Raw genomic sequence first — 19,094 nt, 5'->3', positions numbered from 1 at the left:
GTACGCCTTTTTTCGGGCTGCGGCGGCCAGAACAGAGCAGCAGGAGTTAAAAGATGACCAACAAAAGACGCGCGGTGCCCGGTGTTCACCCCTATGATGGCCCGGCAGGCGGGTGGGGCGCGCTGAAGGCCACGGCCATCGCTGTGCGTACCCAGATGGATGCCTTCGAGGCGCCCGCCACGCTGCTGCGAACTAACCAGCCGGATGGGTTTGACTGCCCGGGCTGCGCCTGGCCGGATAAAGAGCATAAATCCACTTTTCAGTTTTGCGAAAATGGCGCCAAAGCCGTGACCTGGGAGGCGACCACCAAACGGGTGACGCCAGCGTTCCTCGCGGCCAACACCGTGACCTCCCTGCTGGCGAAGAGCGATTTCGAACTGGAGGGCTATGGCCGCTTAACGCATCCTTTAGTCTACGACCGCGCCAGCGATACTCTGCGTCCGGTGGAGTGGGAGCAGGCCTTCGCCCGCATCGGCGAGATCCTTCGCGGCCTGCAGCCTGATGAGGTCGAGTTCTATACCTCTGGCCGGGCGTCCAATGAGGCGGCATGGCTGTTCCAGCTGTATGCCCGCGAGTATGGCACCAACAACTTCCCCGACTGCTCCAACATGTGCCATGAATCCACCAGCGTGGGCCTGCCGCAGTCGATCGGGATTGGCAAAGGCACCGTCTCCCTCGACGATTTTGACCAGACCGAACTGGTGATTTCCATCGGCCATAATCCGGGAACCAACCACCCGCGGATGATGGGCACCCTGCATGAGCTCTCCCGCCGCGGCGTGCCGATTATCGTTTTTAACCCGCTGCGTGAGCGGGCGCTGGAGCGTTTTGCCGACCCGCAGAACGTGATGGAGATGGCGACCCGGCGCTCGACGCCGATCGCCTCGACCTACTACCAGGTACGGGCCGGCGGCGACGCGGCGGCGCTCAAAGGGATCGCCAAAGCGCTGCTGCAGCTGGAGGAGGAGCAGGGCAATGTGCTCGACAACGCGTTTATTGCCCAGCATACCCAGGGGTTCTCCGCCTTCGCCGAGGATCTGCATGCCACCCGCTGGCAGGATATCGAACAGGAGTCCGGCCTGACGCGTGGATCCCTGACCCAGGTCGCCGTGGCTTACGCCAAATCCAGGGCCACCATCGTCACCTACGGCATGGGTATCACCCAGCATAACAAAGGCACCTCCAACGTCCGTCTGATTGCCGACCTGCTGCTGATGCGCGGCAACATCGGCAAGCCGGGCGCTGGCATCTGTCCGCTGCGCGGCCACTCAAACGTGCAGGGAAACCGCACCGTCGGGATCAGTGAAAAACCCTCCGCGGCCTTCCTCGACAGCCTGCAGCGGGTGATGGGGATTACGCCGCCGCGGCATCATGGTCACGATGCGGTGAAGGCCCTGGAGGCCATGATCGCCGGCGACGCCAAAGCTCTGATCTGCCTCGGGGGGAACTTCGCCGTGGCGATGCCGGACCACGAACGCGCCTTCCCGGCGATGCGCGGCCTTGAGCTTAGCGTTCACGTCGGCACCAAGCTCAACCGCTCGCACCTGCTGACGGCGAAAGAGACCTTTATTCTGCCGTGTCTGGGCCGCACCGAGCTTGACCTGCAGGCCAGCGGCCGGCAGTCGATCACCGTTGAGGATTCGATGTCGATGGTGCATGCTTCCTCAGGCAAGCTTAAGCCCGCCTCGCCGACGCTGCGCTCGGAGCCGGCGATTGTCGCCGGTCTGGCGAAGGCCACTCTGCCGGCCAGCAAAGTGGACTGGCTGTATCTGGTGGAAGATTACGACCGCATTCGCGATCTGATCGAACAGACCATTCCGGGGTTCGAGGAGTATAACCAGCGTATTCGTCATCCCGGGGGCTTCCGCATGCCGCTACCGCCGACCGAGCGCATCTGGCCAACGGCCACCGGTAAAGCGATGTTCTCGGTCTTCAAAGGGGTGCATGAGAACGTGGTGGTGGAGGGCGAGGACGTGATGCGCCTGGTGACGCTGCGCAGTCACGATCAGTACAACACCACCATCTACGCGATGGATGACCGCTACCGCGGCGTTTTTGGCCGCCGCGACGTACTGTTTATGAATGAACAGGACATGGCTGCCCAGGGGCTGGAACATGGCGATCGGGTAGATATTCATACCGCGCTGCCAGACAGCGAGCTGACGCTGGAAGATATCACGGTGGTAGCCTACGGCATCGCGCCCGGCACCGTTGGCGCCTATTATCCGGAAGCCAACGTGCTGGTGCCGCTGAACTATCTGGATGAAGAGAGCGGCACCCCTTCATATAAGTCGGTTCCCGTTCGTCTGACGCTGCGCTCGAAAGAGATCCGTCCGCTGGCCGGCGTACGCTAAAAAAGCAGGGCGCAGGACAGCATCGCGCCGTCCTGCGCCCCGCAGCCCCTCGTGATGTCCTCGCTTGAATTTATCGCTAGTGAAACTAACATTCTGGTAACCTGTGCGCGGCCCCGGGGGTGAACGGCGGGGTTCAAACGGGAAAGAGAATGGATATTAAGCAACTCAAGTATTTGATCGCGCTCGATCAGACGCGCCATTTTGGCCAGGCGGCGGCGGCATGCCATATTACTCAGCCGACCCTCTCCATGCGCATTCGTAACCTGGAAGAGGAGCTGAACCTGACGCTGATCCAGCGCGGCCAACGCTTTGAAGGTTTTACCCCGGAGGGAGAGCGGATCCTGGCCTGGGCGCGGGCGGTGCTGGCCGCCCATGATGGTCTGGCGGCAGAGGCGGCGATCTGCCGCGGGCAGATGGTCGGTCAGCTGCGGGTCGGCATGGTGCCGCTGGCGAGCCTCAACCCGATGCAGCTAATTAAACCTCTCGCGGAGAAATACCCGGCGCTGCAGTTCAGCCTGCTGTCGATGACCTCGGAGCAGATTATCGATGGCGTCAGCCGTAACCAGTTGGATCTGGGCATTTGCTATCTCCAGCATCTGGACCAGCGCCTGTTTAAGGTCGCCCGGTTGCCGCAAACCCGGATGGGGCTCCTGCATGATAAACGCCATTTCGACTTCAGCGGTGGAACGCCGGGGTGGGAGGCGCTGTCGACGTTGCCCCTCGGCTTTCTGACCAAGGGGATGCACTACCGGGAATCCATAGAAATCAGCTTTAAGGCCAAAGGGTTAACGCCGAAATATGTCTTTGAAAGCGATTCGACGTTCCAGATAATCCAGGCGGTGCAGGCGGGGATCTGCTGCGCGATTATGCCGCTTAACAACGGCCTCGAAGCGCTCAGCGATAATCTTGACATTCTGCCGATCGCCGAAACCCAGGTCGATTCACAGCTGGCGCTGATTATGCGCCAGCAGGAGCCGGTATCAACCCTGGCGGAAAAATGCTTCGCCGAGGCACAGGGGATTTTTGGCTGAGGCCAGCCCCTGCGACCGCCGTCAAATATTCTCCAGACGAATACCCCGCGTTTTGGGGCCGAAGATCCCTACCGACAGCATCACCATCAGCATACTGACGACGATAAAGCTAATCACCCCCGGCGTGCCGGCGTATTGCAGAATAATGCCGATCAGGATGCTGGTCACCGCGGTGGAGAGTCGGCTGAACGAGTAGCAGAAGCCGACGGCGCGGGCGCGAATATGAGTCGGGAAGATCTCGGCCTGATAGGCGTGGTAGCTGATGGTCAGCCAGGCGTTGGACCAGGTGATCATAAACCCGCAGATCACCAGCAGGATCGGGCTGTTTTGCAGGGCGAACAGGGTCCCGAAGATGACGGTCATCAGCGCGGAGAGGACAATCTGCCACTTGTTCTCAAAACGATGCACGAAGCGGGTGCAGAACAGGCAGCCCAGCGGATAAGCGAGGGTGATAAAGAAGGCGTACAGCAGACTGTGGGTGATGCTGGCCCCCTGACCGGAGAGCAGCGCCGGCAGCCAGTTGCCAAAGCCGAAGAAGCCGATCGCCTGGAAGAAGTTCATCACCATCAGCATCAGGGTGCGCTGCCGGTACTGCGGCGCCCAGATCTCGCGAAAGGTGCCGCGTTTGACGACGCTCTGTGCCGCATGCGCATGCTTCGGCGACGGCGTCAGGCCACAGCGCGCTTCCATCTCACTCATCACCGCATGCGCGTCATCATGCCGCCCTTTGCTTTCCAGCCAGCGCGCTGACTCCGGCAGCTTTTTGCGGATAAACCAGATCGCCAGCGAGAACAGCGCGCCAAAGATGATCACCCAGCGCCAGCCGCTGAGGCCGAAGAGGGTGGTTGGCACCAGCATCCAGGACATCAGCGCCACCGCCGGAACCGACAGGAACTGGATGAAGAAAGCGAAAGCAAACGCTTTATTGCGCAGATGGGTTGGCATCCATTCGCTGAGATAGGTATCAATAGTCACCAGCTCAATACCGAGGCCGATCCCCACCAGAAAGCGGAAAAAGATCACCCCTTCCGCGCTGCTCTGCATCGCCATCAGCAGCGAAAAGAGGCCGTACCAGGCGAGCGCCACCATAAACGTCAGACGTCGCCCCAGCCTGTCCGCCAGCGGCGCCAACAGACTGGCGCCAATAAACAGCCCCATAAAGGTGGCGGAGGCAAAAGCCGCCTGATCGGCAATCCCGAATATCCCCGCCTGCCCGGTGTGGAAAATCCCGTCGGCCAGCAGCCCTGCGCTGATATACCCGGTCTGGAACAGGTCGTAGAGCTCGAAGAAGCCACCGAGGGAGAGCAGGGTGATAAACGACCATAAACCGAAGGAGGCGGGCAGCGCATCAATGCGTCCGGTTAAACTGGCGTGCGGTTGTCCTGGCGAGGCATAAGGCGCGCCGCCGAGAACCTGGGTGGTAGACATGGTGTTGTATTCCTCAGGATGAATGGTTTGCCTGCTAATGTTAATTGATTGTTAATAGTTTTAAATTTTTAATCCTACGCGTTAGCCGCAATCTTTAGCGCAAGATCGCGCGGTACAACGTGAAAAATGCGATTCATGCTGGTTTTCGCCGCATGCCAGGCGAAGAATTGAAGTAAATCACCGCGGACGGTATTTCCCGTTGTGCGATTCGCCAACCCGCGGGAAAGCGGCTAGAATGGCCTCCTCGCAGGAGGTTAAAAGAATGTTAAACAATGGACGTATGGCGTCGAATTCTGAGCAGACAGAGACGACGGCTGAGTTTCGCTTTACCCGTGTGATGGCCGAGCAGGCGGCGCGGGCGCGTCTGACGCTCGATGACGATCAGCTGTCGCTGATCGCTCGCCTGGATGCTCTGGGGCAGCAGCTGTTGTCCGCGGCGGGTACGCCGCAGGGGCTGTACGTCTGGGGGCGGACCGGGCGGGGGAAAAGTTTTATCCTCGACCACTTTTTTGCCAGCCTGCCGCTCGCCGCCCGGCGTCGGGTCCATTTTCATCACTTCTTCCGCGAGCTACATCAGCGGCTGAATGCCCCCGGAGCGCCCGATCTGCAGGCGGTGATGAGGCAGATGACCTCTGGCTGTCGCCTGCTGTGCTTCGACGAATTTCATCTTCACGACCCCGCCGACGCGATGCTGATCAAGGTCTTACTGGAGCATCTCTTTCAGCGCGGCATTGTGCTGTCGGCGACGTCAAACTATCCACCGGAGATGCTGCTGCCCAATCCGCTGTATCACGATCGCTTTTTACCGTCGATCGCGCTGATCCGCGCCCACCTGGCGGTCGTCGCGCTGAACGGCGAGGAGGATTATCGCCAGCGTCATCTGAGCGTCGATAATGCCTTCTGCAGCGGGCGGATGTGGGTTAATCCGAATGCACAACAGCGTCAGCTGTACGATCTGCCGTCGCTGCCTGCCGAACCGGTTTCGCTGGCGGTAGGTTATCGCACCCTGCTGGCGGCCGCGGCGTCACCCACTCTGCTCCACTTCACCTTTGCCCAGCTCTGTCAGGCCGCCACGGCGGTGATGGACTACCTGTCACTCAGCGAAAGCTATACCGTCTGGTTACTGGACGAGGTGCCGCCGCTGGCTACGGTGGGGCCGGCGGCCCAGCAGCGCTTTATTAACGTGATTGATGTGCTGTATGAAAAGCAGATCCGCCTGCTGCTGGTGACCTGCTGTGATCTGGAGACGCTGGTGGCCGGGGTGGAGCTGGAGGATATTCAGCGTACGCGGAGTCGCCTGCAACAGTTGCCGCGGGCGGTGTGAGAAAAACGCCCCGGCGGGATGCCGGGGCGGGGGGATTACAGATCGAAACGGTCGAGGTTCATCACCTTGGTCCAGGCGGCGACGAAGTCATGGACGACCTTCTGCTGCCCGTCGGCGCAGGCATACACTTCCGCCAGCGCGCGCAGTACAGAGTTGGAGCCAAACACCAGATCCACGCGGGTGGCGCTGTACTTCGCTTCACCGGTTTTACGGTCGCTACCGGTAAACAGCTCCGCGTGGTCATCGGCCGCTTTCCAGACGGTGGCCATATCCAGCAGGTTGACGAAGAAGTCATTGCTGAGCACGCCGACGCGGTCGGTAAATACCCCGTGTTTGCTGCCGTCGTAGTTCGCGCCCAGTACACGCAAGCCACCGACCAGCACGGTCATTTCCGGGGCGGTTAGCGTCAGCTGCTGGGCTTTATCGATCAGCAGGGTTTCCGTCGATACACCGCCTTCGATACGGCGATAGTTGCGGAAGCCATCCGCCAGCGGTTGCAGCAGGTCAAACGACTCGACGTCGGTTTGCTCAGGCAGGGCGTCGACACGGCCTGGGGTAAACGGCACGTTAACGCTAACGCCTGCCGCGGCAGCAGCTTGCTCAACGCCGACCACGCCAGCCAGCACGATGATATCGGCTAACGACGCTTTGCCGGAGGCGCGCTGGATCGCCTGCAGAGTCGGCAGCACCCGGCTGGCGATAGCATTGACCGGCCAGTCTTTCTGCGGGGCGAGGGCCAGGCGTGCACCGTTGGCGCCGCCACGCTTATCGCCGCCGCGGAAGGTGGAGGCGGACGCCCAGGCGACCGAGACCAGCTCACTAACCGACAGGCCGGCGCCGGCGATGGCGGTTTTCAGGCTGGCGATATCCTCAGCGTTCGGCTGATGAGTCGCTGCCGGCAGCGGATCCTGCCAAATCAGATCTTCTTTCGGCACTTCCGGACCGAGGTAACGGGATTTTGGCCCCATATCACGGTGGGTCAGCTTGAACCACGCCCGGGCAAACGCCTCGTTAAAGGCCTGCGGATCGTTGAGGAAGCGGCGGGAGATCTTTTCAAACTCCGGGTCGAAGCGCAGGGTCAGGTCGGTGACCAGCATGGTCGGTTTGCGCTTTTTCCCCGGATTAAACGGATCCGGGATAATTTCCGGCGCGTCTTTGGCTTCGAACTGGATAGCGCCAGCCGGGCTGCGGGTCTGCACCCATTCATATTTAAACAGGTTCTCGAAGAAGTAGTTGCTCCACTGGGTGGGCGTCTGCGTCCAGACCACTTCCAGACCGGAGGTGATGGCATCCGCACCTGCGCCGCTGCCGTAGCTGGAGTGCCAGCCCAGACCCTGCGCTTCCAGTGGGGCGGCTTCCGGCTCGGCGCCGACGTGGCTGGTTTCGGCGGCGCCGTGGGTTTTGCCCAGCGTGTGGCCGCCAGCGATCAGGGCGACAATCTCTTCATCGTCCATCGCCATATTGCCGAAGGTGGCGCGAATGGCTGCCGCGGCGGACAGCGGCTCGCCGCTGGCGTTCGGTCCTTCCGGGTTGACGTAGATCAGCCCCATTTCGGTGGCGCCGATGGCCTGTTTCGCCAGGCTTTCAGGGTGACGGTGGGCCAGCCACTCTTTCTCATCGCCCCAGTCGACGTCCAGATCCGGTTCCCAGACATCTTCACGACCGGCGCCAAAGCCAAAGGTGCGGAAGCCGGCGTTTTCCAGAGCGACGTTACCCGCCAGCATGTAAAGGTCGGCCCAGGAGATTTTCTGGCCATATTTCTGTTTTACCGGCCACAGCAGACGACGGGCTTTATCGAGACTGACGTTGTCTGGCCAGGAGTTCAGCGGCGCAAAGCGCTGCTGCCCACGGCCTGCGCCGCCGCGACCGTCAACGGTGCGGTAGGTGCCGGCGCCGTGCCAGGCCATGCGAATAAACAAGCCAATATAGCTACCCCAGTCTGCCGGCCACCACTCTTGCGAGTCGGTCAGCAACGCTCTGAGGTCAGCTTTCAGCGCGGAGTAGTCGAGCTTTTTAAACTCTTCCCTGTAGTTAAAATCCTCACCCAACGGGTTGGAACGACTGGAGTGCTGGTTCAGCAGATCGACACGCAGCTGGTTAGGCCACCAGTCGCGGTTGCCGGTGCCGCTGCCGGCGCTCTGTTTTGGCGTCTCGGCGTGGAAAGGGCACTTTCCGGCGGATGCGTTGTTGGATGGGTCGTTTGACGTGCTCATATCAGGCTCCGTTTGCTTTTGTGAATGCCATTACGATATACACTGCTACCAATAAGCGATATTTGAATGAGTCTACGGATTTAATAGCTAATTCCGTTCAACGAAGGGCGAAATACCCTCTCATGGGACCTGGCGGATCCAGGGTGTAAAATAAACCTCACCATTAACCATAGACGTAACGAGACGGCAAAGGAAACGATCTGCAGCATTCTGGCAATCGGAATGCTAATTGTTTGAGATATGACAATTTTCCTGCGAGAAAAAGATGAGGGTTGTCTGTTGAGCAACCGTTGCGAATGTCCGGTGCAGGGGTTGTTGCCTGACACAGAATAAGCTAATACTTAGGCACCATGTGACTGGCGCTAAAGACAGAATACTGTTGGGGAGCATGGTCGCCGTCGCCGCGCGCCTGGGCATTACCGATATCTGGAGATAAGTTATGCCTGAATTCGCTTCATTAATGGCCTTTGCCGCGGTGGCGCTGGGGTTGGTGTTAACCCCAGGCCCCAACATGATGTATCTCACTTCGCGTTCGATTTGCCAGGGAAAACGCGCTGGCTTTATCTCCCTTGCCGGTGTGGCTGTGGGGTTTTTCTTCTATATGTTGTGTGCCGCGTTCGGCATCACCGCATTGGTTTTCGCGGTCCCTTACGCCTACGATGCCTTGCGTTTATGCGGGGTCGCTTATTTGCTCTATCTGGCGTGGCAGGCGATTAAACCGGGAGGGCGGCCGATATTCGCGGTGCGCGATTTACCCGCGGACAGTGGGCGTAAGCTGTTTCTGATGGGATTTATCACCAGCCTGGCGAACCCCAAAGTTGCCATCATGTATTTGTCCCTGCTGCCGCAGTTTATCACCCCCGGACTCGGCAGCGTGCTCAGTCAGTCGTTAATATTAGGCTGTACCCAGGCGATCATCAGCGTGGCGGTGAACGGCGTTATTATCTTGCTGGCCGGGCAGGTGGCGCTATTTCTTGGTCGGCGGCCGGGCTGGCAACAATTTCAACGCTGGCTGATGGCGACGGTACTGGCCGGGATGGCGGTAAAGATCGCTTTTGAGGCCAGAAAATAAGCGGGTTGACCGTGTAAACCGATGCCAACAATACCGGTTGCTGGCTAACCTCGCCCCCTGAAGCCTTTCTTCCACACAGAAAGGCTTCCCACGCTCTAACATGCTGAAACATTTCTGCCAGATCATTAGCAACCTTTCAGTAGGGCTGGCGCCGCGATAAGGCTATGCTTCCCGGCCGTTACGCTGTTGGTTTTTCTTGTGATTCAGGTGATGTACCGCTAATGCCCCTTTTGAGAGATGAAATTCGCGACCACTCCGCGGAAGAGATGCTGTTTATCCGCCGGGCCGCAATTGCTTTTCTGCTGGTGGTGGTCTGCTTTGGCGTGCTGATCGTCAACCTCTACCATCTGCAGGTGGAGCAGCATGATTTCTACCAGACCCGATCGAACCAGAACGACATTAAGATGCTGCCCATCGCCCCCAGCCGCGGGCTGATATTCGATCGCAACGGCATTCCGCTGGTGCAGAACATTACCCTGTATCGCCTGCAGGTGATCCCGAGCAAAATTCCCGATATGACCGCGCTGCTGCAAACCCTGACCCCGATCGTCGACCTGACGCCGGATGACATCGCCAGCTTCCGCGACGATATGCACCACAACAGCCGCTATAAAGCGGTGACGCTGAAGTCCGACCTCAGCGACGTGGAGGTGGCGCGCTTCGCGGTTAACGAATTCCGTTTCCCCGGCGTGACGGTGGAGAGCTATCAGCAGCGCGAATACCCGTACGGCGCCGAGCTGGCGCACGTGGTGGGCTATGTGTCGAAAATTAACGACAACGACCTGCAGCGGCTGGCGAAAGACGGTGAAGAGGAGAACTATGCTGCCGACCACAATATCGGCAAGCAGGGGATCGAGGGCTATTACGAAAAAGCGCTCCACGGTACCACTGGCTATCAGGAAGTGGAGGTGGATAACCACGGCCGGGTGGTGCGTCTGCTGAAAGAGGTACCGCCGGTGGCCGGGAAAAACCTCTACCTGACCCTCGACCTGCACCTGCAGCAGTATATTGAGTCGGTGCTGAAGGGGCAGCGTGCGGCGGTGGTGGTGGTCGATCCCCGGGATGGCGGTGTGCTGGCGATGGTCTCCAGCCCCAGCTACGACCCTAATCCGTTCGTCAAAGGCATCGGCTATCAGGCTTATAAATCGCTGCTCGATAATCCGGATCGGCCGCTGATCAACCGTGTCACTCAGGGTCTTTACCCGCCGGCCTCGACGGTGAAGCCCTATATGGCGCTGTCGGCACTGTCCGCAGGGGTGATCACCCCGAACACCACCTTCTTCGGGGCACCGACGTGGACGCTGCCGGGCACGGAACGCCGCTACCGCGACTGGCTGAAAACCGGCCACGGGATGCTCAACGTGACCAAAGCCATCGAAGAGTCGGCTGATACCTTTTTCTACCAGGTCGCCTTCGAGATGGGCATTGACCGGATCCATGAGTGGCTGAGCAAGTTCGGCTACGGCCAGTCCACCGGCATCGACCTTAATGAGGAGTATGCCGGGGTACTGCCCAGCCGGGCGTGGAAACAGCGGGTGCATAAAAAGCCCTGGTACCAGGGGGACACCATCTCGGTCGGCATCGGCCAGGGGTACTGGATCGCGACCCCGATCCAGATGGTGAAGGCGCTTACCACCCTGCTGAACAATGGCAAGGTGCAGGATCCGCATCTGCTCTATTCGATGAAGCAGGGCAATCATGTGGAACGTTATCAGCAGCCGGCGAACCTGCCGCAGGTGGGCGATCCGAAATCGCCGTACTGGGGCATTGTGCGCAACGGCATGTATGGGATGGCGAATCTGCCCAACGGCACCGGCTACAAGCTGTTCCATACCGCACCGTACCAGATCGCGGCGAAATCCGGCACCTCGCAGGTGTTCAGTCTGAAGCAAAACCAGACCTATAACGCCAAAATGATCCCGGTGCGTCTGCGCGACCACATTTTCTATACCCTGTTTGCCCCTTACCAGCATCCGAAGGTGGCGATGGCGCTGATTCTGGAGAACGGCGGCGGGGATGGCGTAGTGGCCGGACCGACGGCGCGCGCCATTCTGGACCACATCTTTGTTCCGCAGCAGGCGTCATCCGCGGCGGCTGACGTGCCACAGCGTGACAGCGCCGATGCCCAGTAAGCGACAGGACTTATTCCTGACACGCATCGTTCATAGATATTGGTTATTTGTCCCGCGGCTTTCCCGGCGGCATAGTGATGGCAGGAATATGACCCGGAGCGAGGAGGAAGGGTGACAGGTAACCGATTATTGCTGGTTCAGACCGGCACGCCACCGGCAGCCATCCGCGAGGAGCATGGCGATCTGCCGCACTGGTTCCGTACGCTGCTGGCGCCGTGGCAGGCGCAGCTGACCGCGGTGCGGGTGTTTGAAGATGAACCGCTGCCGGCGCCGGATCGCCAGACCGTGGCGGTTCTCACCGGTTCGTGGGCAATGGTGTCCGATCGCCTGGCATGGAGCGAACGGACCGCCGACTGGATCCGTCAGGCGGTGGCTATCGGCATGCCGCTGTTCGGCGTCTGCTATGGTCATCAACTGATGGCCCATGCGCTGGGCGGTGAGGTGGCTTACCATCCTGCCGGGCGGGAAAGCGGCAGCAAAACGATTGCGCTTTCGCCGTGGGGTGTCGATGACCCGCTGCTGAGCGGCCTGCCAGCGACATTTCCCGCGCATTTGAGCCATTTGCAAACCGTGACCCGTTTGCCGGAGGGGGCAACCGTGCTGGCCGCATCCTCCCACGATCCCCACCAGATTGTGCGCTACGGGCCGCAGGCGGTCTCCACGCAATTTCACCCGGAATTCACCGCGCCGATTGCCCGCTCGCTGATCCGCTACCGTGAGGCGGTGCTGCAGGCGGAGGGCATCGACCCGCAACAGTTACACGACGAGGTGCAGGAGAGCCCGCAGGCCGCGGCGATCCTCACGCGCTTCGTCAGCGACTTTCTGACCCCGGATACCCCGGCCATTAATTCCCTGTCGTGAACAGCACCCGCCAGCGGCGACGCCGGCGGGTCATTTCACGCCACAGGGCGATCACCTCTTCAATGCGCAGCGCGTCAGCCGCCTGCGGCGTCACCCCCGGCAAGTTATACTCCTGGCGCAGCGCGTCCAGGGCGCGCACTTTCGGTTGTACCCGGGTGCGGGCCTGAGCGGCCAGCCGCAGCTGTAACAACCTGAAGGTCGCCTCATCCATGGGGGCCAGCTGGCGCAGAAAGGTTTTACAGCAGCGGAGGAGTTCTCCGGGACGGCGTTCCGGGGACTGGAGCGCCAGCAGCAGCCCATCGCGATCGGCAACCCGTTGATAGCGGCAGCTCACCACATAGCCAATCTGCTGCTCCACCCGCAGGCGCTGGAAAAACGGCGGCTCGCAGAGCTGCGCCAGCACCCGCAGGGCCGCCAGCGAAGCGCCTTCCGGCAGCGGAATAAAGACCAGCAGCGCCGTGTCGCCCCGGGGATAAGCCAGCCGCTCGACGCCGCCGCGGCAGGGGGCCGGAGCGGGCATCGGCGGATTAACCGGGACGATAAGCCGGCTCAGCTGACGCGCTACCCACTGCGCATCTTCCGCGCTGCCGCCGGTCAGGGCCGCCAGCCAACCTTCCTGGTGCGCTGACGTACCCAGCCGTTCGGGTAGCTGGGCCATGAGATGACGGATCGCAATACTCTCCGGCGGTGGGGTCAGCGGGGCGACCGGCAGCACGAGCTGCCCCACAATGGCCTGCAGAATTGCCTCCGGCCGTTGGCCGGACGTCGGCAACTGCAGGCTCAGCTGCCAGCTGCCGTCGAACAGATGCCACTCGCCGTGTCCCCCGGCATGGCGCAGTGCGGCAAGCAGTGGGCGCAGCTGTTCCCCGCGAGCCAGCCCTTCGGCCGGCGTGGGCGAGCAGTAGAAGGGCGGTCGCAGCAGGAGCGTCGCCGGCTCTCCCGGTGACGGGAGGTGACGCAGTGGCGCGGCTTCCGCCGGGCTTTCGGCCTCGAGGTCGCCAGCGGTCTGCGGATAAAAAGCGAACGCCAGCGCCGGGTCAGAGACCGGACGTGGCGACCATCGGCTGAGCGGCAGGCTAAAGCCCTGGGTGGCTACCGTTGCTCCGGGGGGCAGCGTCTGGCAGGCCAGGCTGACCGTGGGGGCGGCCAGCAGGGCGGCGCAAAAATCGGCGAACCCGATGGGCGGCGCCCCGGGGGCAAAGCCGAATGCCCGCTGGCGCAGCTGATCGAGGGGCGACAGCCCCTGAAAACGGCGCCGGGACAGCTGATAGTAGTGTTGCTGCTGCTCAGGCGTCGTTTGCTGTAGCGCCTGCAACCAGTGGGTTATCTGCCGGTCGACCTGTTCCGGCCGGTCGCTGGCGAAAATCAGCGCCAGCCAGCCGAAGTGCTGATCCTGATACAACCAGTTCAGCGCCACGTCCCCGGCCAGCCCGCGCTGGCGCAGGGCGGCCATCAGGCTACCGGGGGCTTCATCCAGCAAAAACTCACGCATTAACGTGACGTTGTCACTTAAGGCGATCAGCGGGCAGCGCCACAGCGCGGGCTGGCTGGAGACGGCCAGCTGCAGTTCAGGGGGCTCGCCCAGACTGAGCGGCGGCGCTGGCGGCGGTGCCTCGCCCGGGGCAAGCCCGGTGGCGAAACTGGTCGCCAGTTCGCCGAGCACCTCCAGCGACTGCGGTCCCTGCAGCCAGAGTTGCATCCGGCGGGCGACGTAGTGGCTATAGTGAAAGTCACGTAAGGCCGCCTGTAGCGCGAGGAAATCCTCCCCCAGCGACCCGGCGTCGCCGACCTGAAAGCGGCGAAACGCCGCGGGCGCGATGGCGGCGTGACGCACGGCGGCTTCCCGTCGCGACAACTCATGCTGTTGGATCAGGCGGTTTTCGGCGTCGATAACCGCGACTTCGCGTTGAATATCGTCCCTGAGCAGCAGCGGCGCCTGCAGCATCTCCTGCAGGCGCGCGACGCCGTCAGCCAAGCCCTCGGCGGCGACCTCGAAAAAGAAAGCGCTGTGGCGGGCCAGGGTGGTGGCATTCACATTCCCTGCCTGGCGCTGCACCCAGCCCATCAGTCGTTCATCATTGCGGTAGCGCTCACCGCCGTAAAACAGCAGGTGTTCCAGCAGGTGCGCCAGACCGGGGAAGTGCGACGGTTCGTGGTGACTGCCGGCGGTAACTCGCACCAGGGCCGCCGCGCGATCGGCCTGCGGCTGATGAACCAGGGTAGCCTGCAGGCCGCCCGGCAGAGTGACAGTGCGGGTCGCCAGCGTCATTACAGTTCCCGGGTTTTGTAGATCAGCTGCGAGCGGGTACGGTTGCGGAACTGCAGCTGGTTGACTTTGATGTCGCTGCAGGCCGCTTCACGCCGGGCCTCAAGGATTTTGTGATGATGTGGGGATTTGCTGCACACCGGGTCGGCGTTATCGGCGCTGCCGGTCAGCATAAAGGCCTGACAGCGGCAGCCGCCGAAGTCTTTCTCTTTTTCATCACAGGAGCGGCACGGCTCCGGCATCCAGTCATACCCGCGATAACGGTTGAAGCCGAACGAGTCATACCAGATCGATTCCAGACTCTGCTCCAGCACGGACGGGAACGCCACCGGCAGCTGGCGCGCGCTGTGGCACGGCAACGCAGTGCCTTCCGGAGTGACGCTGAGGAAAATCGATCCCCAGCCGCCCATACAGCCTTTCGGGCGTTCCTCGTAATAGTCCGGGGTGACGAACAGCAGGTTGGTGAGGTTGCCGCTGGCGGCCATTTTCTGCCGGTAATCGGCGACCACCTGCTCGGCGCGAGCGATCTGTTCCCGGGTCGGCAGCAGCCCTTCGCGATTAAGAAACGCCCAGCCGTAAAACTGGCAGGTGGCGAGCTCGACGTCATCGGCCTCCAGCTCAATGCACAGCTCGATAATTTTATCGAGCTGGTCGATGTTATGCCGGTGGAGGACGAAGTTCAGCACCATCGGGTAGTCGCGCGCTTTTACCGCTCTGGCCATCGCCAGCTTCTGCTGGAAGGCTTTTTTATTGCCGGCAAGAGCGGCGTTGAGCACCTCATCGCTGGCCTGGAAGCTAATCTGGATATGGTCCAGTCCGGCCTCGCTGAAGGCGTCGAGTTTGCTCTCGGTTAGCCCAATTCCCGAGGTGATCAGGTTGGTATAGAACCCGAGGTCGCGCGCGGCGCGGATCAGCTCCGGCAGATCTTTACGGGTCAGCGGCTCGCCGCCGGAAAAGCCCAGTTGTACGCTACCCATCGCTCGCGCCTGGCGAAAGACCTCGATCCATTGTTCGGTGGTCAGCTCCTTTTCCTGCCGGGCGAAGTCCAGCGGATTGGAACAGTAGGGACACTGCAGCGGGCAGCGGTAGGTTAGCTCCGCCAGCAGCCACAGCGGCGGATTGACGGCGGGTTTATTCTGGCTCACGGCAGGTGATCCACTTCTGTTGACAGGCGATCTGCAGGAACTCGACGACGTCGTCATCGACGCCGCCGGCTTCCGGGAAACGTTCGTTAAGCATGGCGATAATCGCCGCGACGTCGCGCCGGCCATCGACCAGCTCGAGGATCGCCGCGGCGGTCTCATTGAGTTTCGCCATTCCCTCCGGATAGAGGATCACATGGCTCTCCTGGGCGGCTTCCCACTGCAGTCGGTAGCCGCGACGAAAGGCAACGATGGACGTTTTTTGCATGATTACACCAGTCGGGTCGTGTGCCAGGCCGCCTTGTCGGTGACCGTGTGGTAGGGCGGGCGCTGCAGGGCATAGGCCATGGTCATGGCATCGAGCATCGACCACAGGATGTCGAGCTTAAACTGCAGGATCTCCAGCATCCGGTTCTGTTTTTCAGCGCTGTCGCAGTAGGTCTTCGCCAGTGCCAGACCATGCTCAACGTCGCGGTTAGCCTGGCTCAGACGACTGCGGAAGTAAAAATAGCCTTCCTCTTTGATCCACGGATAGTGCTGCGGCCAGCTGTCGAGGCGCGACTGATGGATCTGCGGGGCGAACAGCTCGGTCAGGGAGCTGCAGGCCGCCTCCTGCCAGCAGGCGCGACGGGCGAAGTTGAGATAGGCATCCACCGCGAAGCGCACGCCGGGCAGCACGTGACGCTCGCTGAGCAGGTCGTCGCGGCTCAGACCGACCGCTTCCCCCAGCCGCAGCCAGGCTTCGATCCCGCCATCTTCGCCGTGGCTGCCGTCGTGGTCGAGGATCCGCTGCACCCATTTGCGCCGGGTCTGCGCATCCGGGCAGTTGGCCATAATCGCCGCGTCTTTCAGCGGAATGGTGGTCTGGTAATAAAACCGGTTCGCCACCCAGCCCTGAATTTGCTCGCGGGTCGCTTCGCCGTTATGCATGGCGATATGGTAAGGGTGGTGAATATGGTAGAAGGCGCCTTTGGCCCGCAGAGCCTCTTCAAAGGCCAGCGGCGACAGCGTGTCGGTGATCAGCATGCGGTATCCTGAAGGGTGATTGCCATCCCGTCCCAGCTCACTTCAATCCCCTGTTGCGTTAGCGCCTGGCGCTGGGGAGACTGTTCGTTAAGGATCGGGTTGGTGTTATTAATATGAATGAGAATTTTGCGTTTTGCCGGCAGGGAGGCCAGCAAGGCCATCATCCCGTGCTCATCGCTGAGCGCCAGGTGTCCCATATCGCGACCGGTATTGCGCCCGACGCCGGCGGCCTGCAGCTCGTCATCCTGCCAGACGGTGCCATCGATCAGCAGACAGTCCGCTTTTTGCAGCCACGGCAGAAGGGCTTCATCCGGCTCACCCAGCCCCGGGGCATAGAACAGCGTCTGCCCGTTGCGGCGGTTTTCGATAAACAGCGCCACGTTATGGCCCGGCAGCGGCCGGTCGCGATACGGCGAATAGGGCGGCGCGTTGCTGGCGATAGGCACGGCGGTAAACTGCAAATCAGGGCAGGCGTCAACGGTAAAAGGCTGCTGCGGCGCAATGGGATGATGCACCAGGCCGCCGTTCCAGTGTCGCAGCATGGTAAACACCGGGAAGCCGGTGGAGAGATCCTCATGAACCTCCGGCGTGCACCACACCTGGTGCGGGCAGCCTTCGCGCAGGCTCAGCAACCCGGTGGTGTGGTCGATCTGGCTGTCGGTGAGAATAATGCCGCCGATAGACGTCCCGCGCAGTACGCCGGGTTTATTTAACTCGGGGGTATGGGCAATCTGCTGGCTGATATCCGGCGAGGCATTGCACAGCACCCACTCTTTGCCGTTATCGCTGACGATGATCGACGACTGGGTGCGGGCGCTGGCCTGAATGGTGCCGTTGCGCAGGCCCTGACAGTTGGCGCAGTTGCAGTTCCATTGCGGGAAACCGCCGCCGGCGGCGGAGCCGAGGACTTTAATTAACATGAAGACGGACCGGGTAATGAATGAAGATGCCCGCGCGAACGGCGGGCGGGGCGACTAGCGGTTAGAAATGTACAGCGTCACTTCCAGACCAAGACGTAAATCGATAAAAGCAGGTTTCTTCCACATGTTGTGTTCCTCTTAAAAATGACGACAGGCCTCACGGATAATGCTGGATCTGTGACGGCCGCCGCATATTGCGCTTCACCGGGAGAGAGATCAACCCGGAATATGTAAGGAATTAACTTTATGTTTACAATATAACCTATTGTTGCCAAACATTTTTTAATACCCGCAGCCAGTTGTTCCACAACAGCTTATCCAGCACCAATTGATCATAGCCATTGTCCCGCAAGGCATTGATAAGCCGCGGTAAGCCGGCCACATCGCCCAGCTCGTCCGGCAGGGTGATGCCGTCAAAATCCGAGCCGAGAGCCACATGATCCTCACCCATTATGTTAATAAGATAGTCGATATGCCGGACAATGGTGGTTAAGGGCGTGTCGCTGTCGCGCCGTCCGTCGGCGCGCAGGAAAGCATTGCCGAAATTGACGCCCACTACGCCGCCGCTGTCGCGGATCGCCCGCAGTTGCCGGTCGGTCAGATTGCGCGGCTGCGGGCACAGGGCGTGGGCATTGGAGTGGGTCGCCACCAGCGGGGCGGTGGAGTGGCGGGCGGTATCCCAAAAGGCCTGTTCATTCATGTGCGAAACATCGATCTGCATCTTCAGGCCGTTGGCCTGAGCGATGAGCGCAATGCCCTCGCGGGTAAGACCCGGCCCGCTGTCCGGACTGCCGGGAAAGGCGCCGGTGACCCCGCAGCCGAAGCGATTGGCGATGTTCCAGAACGGACCGATGCTGCGCACCCCGGCGCGATAAAAGGCCTGCAGATCTTCGCCTTGCGCGTCGAACCCGCCGGCGCCTTCGATGTGCGCCACCATCGCCAGCGCGTTATCCTGCCGACAGCGTTCGATATCCGCCGCGCTCAGACACAGCCGCGCGCGGCTGGCGTCATGGGCGCAAATCGCCTTGAGGATAGCCAGCTGCTGCCAGAGGATCGTCAGCGGATCCAACGCCTGGCTGGCGTACTGCGGCGCCACGCGGGCGATATACTCCTGCGGCGGCACAAAGAGGGCGAACAAGCCGCCGGCCAGCCCGCCCTGGCGGATACGCGGATAGTCGAGATGGCCGTTTTCTATCCCGGCAAAGAAGGCGCTCACCGGATCCTCGCGATGGTGAAGCCAGAGATTCAGCAGCAGGTCATTGTGGCCATCAAAAATCGCCATAGCGGGTTCCTGTGTTCTTAAGTGGTGAAAAATGCCTGCCACG

General features: G+C 61.2%; 15 protein-coding genes and 1 riboswitch. Of the genes, 6 read left to right on the top strand and 9 right to left on the bottom strand.

Annotated features, from left to right (window positions below):
- Positions 1-53: 53 nt before the first annotated feature.
- Positions 54-2,354, top strand: a complete 2,301-nt coding sequence (locus tag CWM58_RS04205; protein ID WP_100680317.1) for an FdhF/YdeP family oxidoreductase — start codon at positions 54-56, stop codon at positions 2,352-2,354.
- A gap of 149 nt (positions 2,355-2,503) precedes the next feature.
- The gene (locus tag CWM58_RS04200; RefSeq protein WP_061154484.1) at positions 2,504-3,385 is read left to right on the top strand and encodes a LysR family transcriptional regulator; all 882 of its coding nucleotides are present in this window, start codon (positions 2,504-2,506) and stop codon (positions 3,383-3,385) included.
- A 21-nt stretch (positions 3,386-3,406) separates the two neighbouring features.
- Here the strand turns inward: CWM58_RS04200 and CWM58_RS04195 are convergent, their stop codons facing one another.
- On the bottom strand, positions 3,407-4,813 hold the full coding sequence (locus CWM58_RS04195; protein WP_100680316.1) for an MFS transporter: 1,407 nt from the start codon (positions 4,811-4,813) through the stop codon (positions 3,407-3,409).
- A gap of 262 nt (positions 4,814-5,075) precedes the next feature.
- Between CWM58_RS04195 and zapE the strand changes: the two genes are divergently transcribed.
- Positions 5,076-6,137, top strand: a complete 1,062-nt coding sequence (gene zapE, locus CWM58_RS04190) for a cell division protein ZapE (protein ID WP_100680315.1) — start codon at positions 5,076-5,078, stop codon at positions 6,135-6,137.
- Between the two features lie 35 nt (positions 6,138-6,172).
- Here the strand turns inward: zapE and katG are convergent, their stop codons facing one another.
- Positions 6,173-8,350, bottom strand: a complete 2,178-nt coding sequence (gene katG, locus CWM58_RS04185; RefSeq protein WP_100680314.1) for a catalase/peroxidase HPI — start codon at positions 8,348-8,350, stop codon at positions 6,173-6,175.
- Positions 8,351-8,692: 342 nt separating this feature from the next.
- A riboswitch (ZMP/ZTP riboswitch) is annotated at positions 8,693-8,772 on the top strand.
- A 17-nt stretch (positions 8,773-8,789) separates the two neighbouring features.
- On the opposite strand from katG, the gene CWM58_RS04180 reads away from it, so the two are divergent.
- The 3 genes from CWM58_RS04180 to CWM58_RS04170 all read left to right on the top strand — a co-directional run bounded on the left by CWM58_RS04180 (position 8,790) and on the right by CWM58_RS04170 (position 12,415).
- A complete protein-coding gene (locus CWM58_RS04180; protein WP_100680313.1) occupies positions 8,790-9,422 on the top strand; it encodes a LysE family translocator in 633 nt (210 codons plus the stop codon).
- Positions 9,423-9,643: 221 nt separating this feature from the next.
- Positions 9,644-11,554 (top strand): penicillin-binding protein 2, encoded by a 1,911-nt coding sequence (mrdA, locus tag CWM58_RS04175; RefSeq protein WP_165785679.1) that lies wholly within the window; start codon positions 9,644-9,646, stop codon positions 11,552-11,554.
- Positions 11,555-11,665: 111 nt separating this feature from the next.
- Positions 11,666-12,415 carry a glutamine amidotransferase gene (locus CWM58_RS04170; RefSeq protein WP_100680311.1) on the top strand — a complete coding sequence of 250 codons (750 nt, stop codon included), beginning with the start codon at positions 11,666-11,668 and terminating at the stop codon, positions 12,413-12,415.
- Here the strand turns inward: CWM58_RS04170 and pqqF are convergent.
- The 7 genes from pqqF to CWM58_RS04135 all read right to left on the bottom strand — a co-directional run bounded on the left by pqqF (position 12,399) and on the right by CWM58_RS04135 (position 19,051).
- A complete protein-coding gene (gene pqqF, locus CWM58_RS29000; RefSeq protein WP_100680310.1) occupies positions 12,399-14,684 on the bottom strand; it encodes a pyrroloquinoline quinone biosynthesis protein PqqF in 2,286 nt (761 codons plus the stop codon). The genes CWM58_RS04170 and pqqF overlap by 17 nt on opposite strands.
- Entirely contained in the window at positions 14,684-15,826 is a 1,143-nt protein-coding gene (gene pqqE, locus CWM58_RS04160) for a pyrroloquinoline quinone biosynthesis protein PqqE (protein ID WP_012968140.1), read from the bottom strand. The genes pqqF and pqqE overlap by 1 nt, the downstream gene beginning before the upstream one ends.
- Positions 15,813-16,091, bottom strand: coding sequence for a pyrroloquinoline quinone biosynthesis peptide chaperone PqqD (gene pqqD / locus CWM58_RS04155; protein WP_008804779.1), 279 nt, complete (start codon positions 16,089-16,091; stop codon positions 15,813-15,815). The genes pqqE and pqqD overlap by 14 nt, the downstream gene beginning before the upstream one ends.
- Before the next feature lie 2 nt (positions 16,092-16,093).
- Complete coding sequence (gene pqqC, locus CWM58_RS04150; protein WP_100680309.1) at positions 16,094-16,849, bottom strand: pyrroloquinoline-quinone synthase PqqC; 756 nt, start codon at positions 16,847-16,849, stop codon at positions 16,094-16,096.
- Positions 16,843-17,769 (bottom strand): pyrroloquinoline quinone biosynthesis protein PqqB, encoded by a 927-nt coding sequence (gene pqqB / locus CWM58_RS04145; RefSeq protein ID WP_100680308.1) that lies wholly within the window; start codon positions 17,767-17,769, stop codon positions 16,843-16,845. Before pqqB ends, pqqC begins: the two co-directional genes overlap by 7 nt.
- A 54-nt stretch (positions 17,770-17,823) precedes the next feature.
- Positions 17,824-17,895 carry a pyrroloquinoline quinone precursor peptide PqqA gene (gene pqqA / locus CWM58_RS04140; protein WP_002905689.1) on the bottom strand — a complete coding sequence of 24 codons (72 nt, stop codon included), beginning with the start codon at positions 17,893-17,895 and terminating at the stop codon, positions 17,824-17,826.
- A gap of 136 nt (positions 17,896-18,031) precedes the next feature.
- A complete protein-coding gene (locus tag CWM58_RS04135) occupies positions 18,032-19,051 on the bottom strand; it encodes a dipeptidase (RefSeq protein ID WP_100680307.1) in 1,020 nt (339 codons plus the stop codon).
- Positions 19,052-19,094: the final 43 nt, after the last annotated feature.

The organism is Klebsiella sp. H-Nf2, from assembly GCF_002806645.1.
Lineage (GTDB): Bacteria > Pseudomonadota > Gammaproteobacteria > Enterobacterales > Enterobacteriaceae > Klebsiella > Klebsiella variicola.
The sequence above is the reverse complement of the archived record's forward strand: the minus strand, read 5'-3'. Positions and strand labels throughout refer to the sequence as shown.